We start from the raw sequence: 4,865 nt of genomic DNA, 5'->3' as shown, positions 1-4,865 counted from the left end.
CCACCATCGTCGACACTCCCGGCGTCGGCGGCCTCGACCCCCGGCATGCGGGACTGGCCCGCCAGTCCGCCGATCAGGCCGCCGTGCTCGTGATGGTGTGCGACGCCTCGACCCCCATCACCGAACCGGAGATGCAGTTCCTGCGCGAGAGCGCCGCCGGCGTCGAGAACGTCGTGGTCGCCGTCACCAAGACGGACAAGGCCACCACCCGCTGGGCGGATATCGTCGCCGAGAACCGGCGCTCGATCGCGAAGCACGTCGGCCGCGACATCCCGGTCGTGTCCGTCTCGAGCGTCCGCGCGCTCGCCGCGCAGGACGCCGGGCTCCCCGACGCACTGCGCGACCGGGCGGTGACGTTCTCCGGGATTCCCGCGCTGTGGTCGGCCATCGAGAAGAGCCTCACCGCCGCGGAACAGTCACCGGCAACCGACGCCCTGCGCATCTGCCTCGAAGGACTGCGGGAGGTCGAACGCGCCATCGAGGACGAACTCGCCGTCGTCAGGGCGGGGGAGGCCGCGATCCCGGATCTGAGCGCCGAACTCGAACGGCTCCGCAACCTCAAGGACGAGGCGCAGCACTGGGAGCAGCATCTGCAGCGCGACCTCACGCTGGCCCGGCAGCAGGCCGCGACCCGGCTCGACGAACACCTCACCCGGGTCCGCGAGGACTGGACCACCCGCATCAACAAGTCGTCGATGGAGGTGCTGCGCAAGTCGCCGCAGGTGTTCACCGCCCGCATCCAGACCGACCTGCTCGAGGCGATGGCCATGACCGCAGAAGGGTTCCTCACCGACCTCGAGCGGATCACCACCGAACTGTTCGACAGCACCGAGGAGTGGGAACGCATCCGCGAGATCGCGGTCGCGTCGATGCGCACCGACCCCCTCGTCACCAACGAGGTCACCTCGAAACGCCAGGGTCTGCTCGATCCGAGCGTCCTGTCGATGGGCATGATCGGCACCACCATGCTCGGTGCGGTGATCGGCGTCGGCGCGGTCGCCGGTGTGGTGTGGGTGGCCGTCAACCTCGGATTCCGGGCGATGCGGGCCGGCAAGACGAACCTGCTCACCTGGCTGCGGGAGACGATCGCGACCGCCCGGACCGCCACGAGCCGCATGCTCGATGCGACGCTCGCCACGACCCGCCCCGAGATCGTGCTCGGCCGTCGCCGCAACCTCCAGGAGCGGATCACCGTGCTGCAGAAGCAGATCGAGGAGGCGAAGCGGTCCGCGCAGGCCGACGCCGCCGCGCGCGAGGCGAACGTCACCCGGTTGGAGAAGAACCTGCGCATCACGCGCGGGAAGATCACGCCCATCGAGGCTGTGCTCGGTGCCCCGTCGACCACGGCGATCCCGGCATGAACGCGCCGGTCACCGACGCCACCGACCCGATCCACCACCGCATCGACGCCGCGCTGCACCGGCTCGCGTCGTTCGGCGGTGATCTCGTCGGGCACGCCGACCGGATCGGCGCGATCCTGTGGTCGCCGCCGCGCATCGTCGTCGTGGGCCGGCTCAAGGCCGGCAAGTCCACGCTGGTCAACGCGCTGATCGGGGCGCCGGTCGCCGAGACCGCGGCGCTCGAGGCCACCAGCGTCGTCACCGTGTACGAGAACGGTGCGCCCTCCCGCGCGGAGGTCGTGAAGCTCGACGGATCCCGCCGGCCGGTGCGGCTGACCTTCGGCGCGACCGCCGACCTCGGCGTGCCCGAGACCGAGGTCGCCTACGTGCACCGGCACCTGCCGTCGCAGGCGCTGACGCGGATCACGCTCGTCGACACCCCGGGCCTGGCGACGCTGACCGTCGCGAACGCCGCGGCGACCGAACGCGCCCTCATCGACGGGTTCGAACAGACCCGCTCGGCGTCCGTCGACGCCGACGCCGCGGTGTTCCTGTTCGATTCGATGCCCCGCGCCGACGAGATCTCGTTCCTGCAGCGACTCGGGTTCACCCCGTTGAACACGCTCGGGGTGCTGTCCCGCGCCGACGGCTTCGGGCGTGGCGTGCTCGGCCACCGCGACCCGATCGGGCATGCCGTCGAGCACGCCGGGGTGCTGTCACGCCGGCTCGCGGACGTGGTCGGCGCGGTGGTTCCGGTGGCCGGCCTGCTCGCCCAGACCTCGCACACCGGTGCGTTCACCGAGAACGACGCCCGGGACCTGGCCGCCCTGGCGCCGTTCGCGCCGCTCGAGCTGTTCGATCTGCTCGACGTCGGCGACGGTGCGCTTCCCGTTCCCCGGGACCGCGTGTTCCGGCTCATCGACATGGTCGGGGAGTACGGGCTCGTGCACGGCCGCGGTCCGGCGCGCGGCGGCGCCCATCAGGTCAACCAGTGGCTGACCGCGGCCTCCGGCATCGAGCCGCTGCGCGCGGTGCTCGACCGGTCCCTGCGGCGTTTCGCGGTCCTGCACCGTGCCGGGCGGATCGTCGCCGAACTCGACGCGCTGGCGTACACCCATCCTGCCCGGGACGGTATCCGGCAGATCGTCTCCGAGCTGAAGTCCGATCCGGCGCTGGTCCAGGTGGGTCTGCTGCGGTCGTTGCGGTCCCTGCTGGAGACCGACCCGTCCGCGCCCGCGGTGACGGAGCAGCTGCGGACGATCGCGCAGGAACGCCTCGTGTCGGTGCAGACGCAGAGTCTGAGCACCCGATCGGCGGCCGAGGACGCGGCGCTGGTGTCGCTCACCCAGGCCTACACGTCGATCGTCCGGTCCTGGAACTGACGGTGTGAACGGGGACCCGGCCCTCAGGCGAGGTCCGGGTCGCCTGGGTAGCCCGGCTCGGGGTGGGCGTAGGGCTCGTCGAGGTCGCCGGTCGCGGCGTCGTCGAATGCGGTGTCCTCGGGGTCGAATGTCGATTCGTGGTGACCCTGCAGGTCCGGCACATCCTCGTCGGCGTCGAGGTCGACGTCGACCACCATCGGATCGATGTCGAGATCGTCCGGATCGTCGGCCGGGATCAGATCGGCGCCGGCGGGCGGGGTGTCCGGGTCGGTCGCGATCCGCACGGCACGAGCCCATGCGTCGTCGGGCAGCGGGGAGACGGTCGCCTGCGGATCGAGGCCGAGGAGGTCCCACAACGACGGCTCCCGGTCGTTCGTCATCGTCACCACGTCCTCCGATTCCCGACTCGCCCCTGTGCAGGTGCACGCACACCGACGACGTTAGCGCGCGCGAGCCCGGGCAGCGTACACCTGCCGAACCCGGCGCTGCCGCGGGCGTCGCCGGAGTCGATGCGCCGGGCGAGTGCCGGGCAGCGGGCTCAGGGCTCGAGTGCGTCCACGTCGAGCATCGACGGTGCCAGCTTCTCGACGAGTTGCGCCCGTGCCCGGTTGATCCGGCTCTTGACGGTCTGGACCGGGATGCCCTGATGCTCCGCTATCTCCGCGTAGCTCATGTCGGCGTACTCGCGCAGCACCACGGCGACGCGGAACTGCTCGGGCAGCGCTGCCAGTGCCTGCCGGACCATGTCCGTATCGGCGATGCTGTCGGCGACGGATCGTCCCGTGTGCTCGCCGTTGTCGATTTCGTCCTCGGGGGTTTCGCGGCGTTTGCGCACGATCGCCAGCGACGCGTTGGTGGCGATGCGGTACAGCCAGGTTCCGAAACGGGCGGTGCCCCGGAACGAGGCGAGGTTCTGCCATGCCGCGGTCAGAGTGTCCTGCAGGGCGTCCTCGGCGTCGTGCCGGTGACCGGTGATCTGCAGGCACACCGCCCAGGTCTGGTCGCGTGACCGTGCGACGAGTTCGGCGAAGGCAGCCTGGTCCCCTGCCTGGCTCCGCTCGATCAATTCCGCTTCACTCATGACGGCCCCCTCCGTAACTTTCCGGGTGTAACTTACTGGACGGTTCGCGTCTTGTGCGGGGCCAGGTGCGCGGATCGCGCGAATCTCCCGCCCGATCGGCTCGAATTCTGTGAGTTGCGACACAGCTTCGGCTGTGTTTCCTGCGCTGACCTGGGATTTCGTTGCGTGGTCCACGCCGCAGGAAATTTTCGGTGGACCGGCCGGAACTTTCCGCCCTGCCGGCTGCTCCTATCCCCGATACCCGACGAGCGAAAGGCAGCACCGACATGGCAAACCGCGGATCCTTCTCCGACAGCACCAGCTCGAGCAACGCGAACCGCCAGGACTCGCAGTCCACTGCCGGTACCAGCTCGGATTCCTCGTACGGCGACAATTCGTCGTACGACCACGACTCCTCCTACGGCTCGTCCTCGGCCGCTCAGGAAGGCTCGACCAGCTACGAGTCCTACGAGCGCTACGAGCGCTACGACTCGTCCGGCTCGTCCAGCTCGGACTCGTCCTACGGTTCCTCGGCGGCCTCCGGCGCGGATTCGTCGTACGGCCGCAACTCGTCCGCCTCCGATTCCTCCGACAGCGCGTCGTCGGCTTCCGCCTCGAGCAGCAACGCCGTCAGCACGGGCTCCACCTCGACCGATGCCCTTGGTGCCGGTCAGCCGGTCGTCCTCGACGAGATCGTCGACGAGGACGGCAGCACCGTGCAGGTTCTCGACACCGACGGAGACGGGGTCGGCGACGCGGAGGTCATCGACCTCGACGGCGACGGCACCGTCGACATGATCAGCGCCGACACCGACGGCGACGGCTACATCGACGCCGCCGCGATCGACGTCGACGGCGACGGCACCTTCGACGAGGCGGTCTTCGATCTCGACCGCGACGGCGGAATCGATGCGACCGTGGATCTCGGCACCGGTGCCGTCGACTACGACGGCGACGGCATCGCCGACGACTACATCGACACCAGCGCGTTCGATTCCGGTGCGTCCTCGGACGCGGACTACTCCGACCTGGCCTGACCGGCACCAAGGGCATCGGTCGAGGTGGAGCCCGTGCTGACGGCGT

General features: G+C 69.9%; 5 protein-coding genes. 3 read left to right on the top strand and 2 right to left on the bottom strand.

Annotated elements, in window-relative coordinates:
- Together I0Q12_RS28645 and I0Q12_RS28640 are read left to right on the top strand one after the other, a co-directional pair.
- Positions 1–1,361 (top strand): hypothetical protein (locus tag I0Q12_RS28645; protein WP_197257023.1); only part of this gene is annotated, 1,361 nt, incomplete at its 5' end.
- Positions 1,358–2,722: a GTPase gene (locus I0Q12_RS28640; RefSeq protein ID WP_197257021.1), complete on the top strand. Its 1,365-nt coding sequence runs from the start codon at positions 1,358–1,360 to the stop codon at positions 2,720–2,722. The genes I0Q12_RS28645 and I0Q12_RS28640, both read left to right, overlap by 4 nt.
- Positions 2,723–2,745: 23 nt before the next feature.
- Here I0Q12_RS28640 and I0Q12_RS28635 read toward each other — a convergent pair whose 3' ends face one another.
- Entirely contained in the window at positions 2,746–3,102 is a 357-nt protein-coding gene (locus tag I0Q12_RS28635) for a hypothetical protein (protein ID WP_197257011.1), read from the bottom strand.
- Between the two features lie 158 nt (positions 3,103–3,260).
- A complete protein-coding gene (locus I0Q12_RS28630; protein ID WP_197257009.1) occupies positions 3,261–3,803 on the bottom strand; it encodes an RNA polymerase sigma factor in 543 nt (180 codons plus the stop codon).
- A 266-nt stretch (positions 3,804–4,069) separates the two neighbouring features.
- On the opposite strand from I0Q12_RS28630, the gene I0Q12_RS28625 reads away from it, so the two are divergent.
- The gene (locus tag I0Q12_RS28625) at positions 4,070–4,819 is read left to right on the top strand and encodes a hypothetical protein (protein WP_197257007.1); all 750 of its coding nucleotides are present in this window, start codon (positions 4,070–4,072) and stop codon (positions 4,817–4,819) included.
- Positions 4,820–4,865: the final 46 nt, after the last annotated feature.

The organism is Rhodococcus sp. CX, from assembly GCF_015865005.1.
GTDB lineage: Bacteria > Actinomycetota > Actinomycetes > Mycobacteriales > Mycobacteriaceae > Rhodococcus.
The sequence above is the reverse complement of the archived record's forward strand: the minus strand, read 5'-3'. Positions and strand labels throughout refer to the sequence as shown.

Excerpts from the sequence above, each read along its gene's own strand:
- I0Q12_RS28640 (WP_197257021.1), top strand. The coding sequence starts at position 1,358 with ATGAACGCGCCGGTCACCGACGCCACCGACCCGATCCACCACCGCATC.
- I0Q12_RS28635 (WP_197257011.1), bottom strand. The coding sequence starts at position 3,102 with ATGACGAACGACCGGGAGCCGTCGTTGTGGGACCTCCTCGGCCTCGAT.
- I0Q12_RS28625 (WP_197257007.1), top strand. The coding sequence starts at position 4,070 with ATGGCAAACCGCGGATCCTTCTCCGACAGCACCAGCTCGAGCAACGCG.
- I0Q12_RS28630 (WP_197257009.1), bottom strand. The coding sequence starts at position 3,803 with ATGAGTGAAGCGGAATTGATCGAGCGGAGCCAGGCAGGGGACCAGGCT.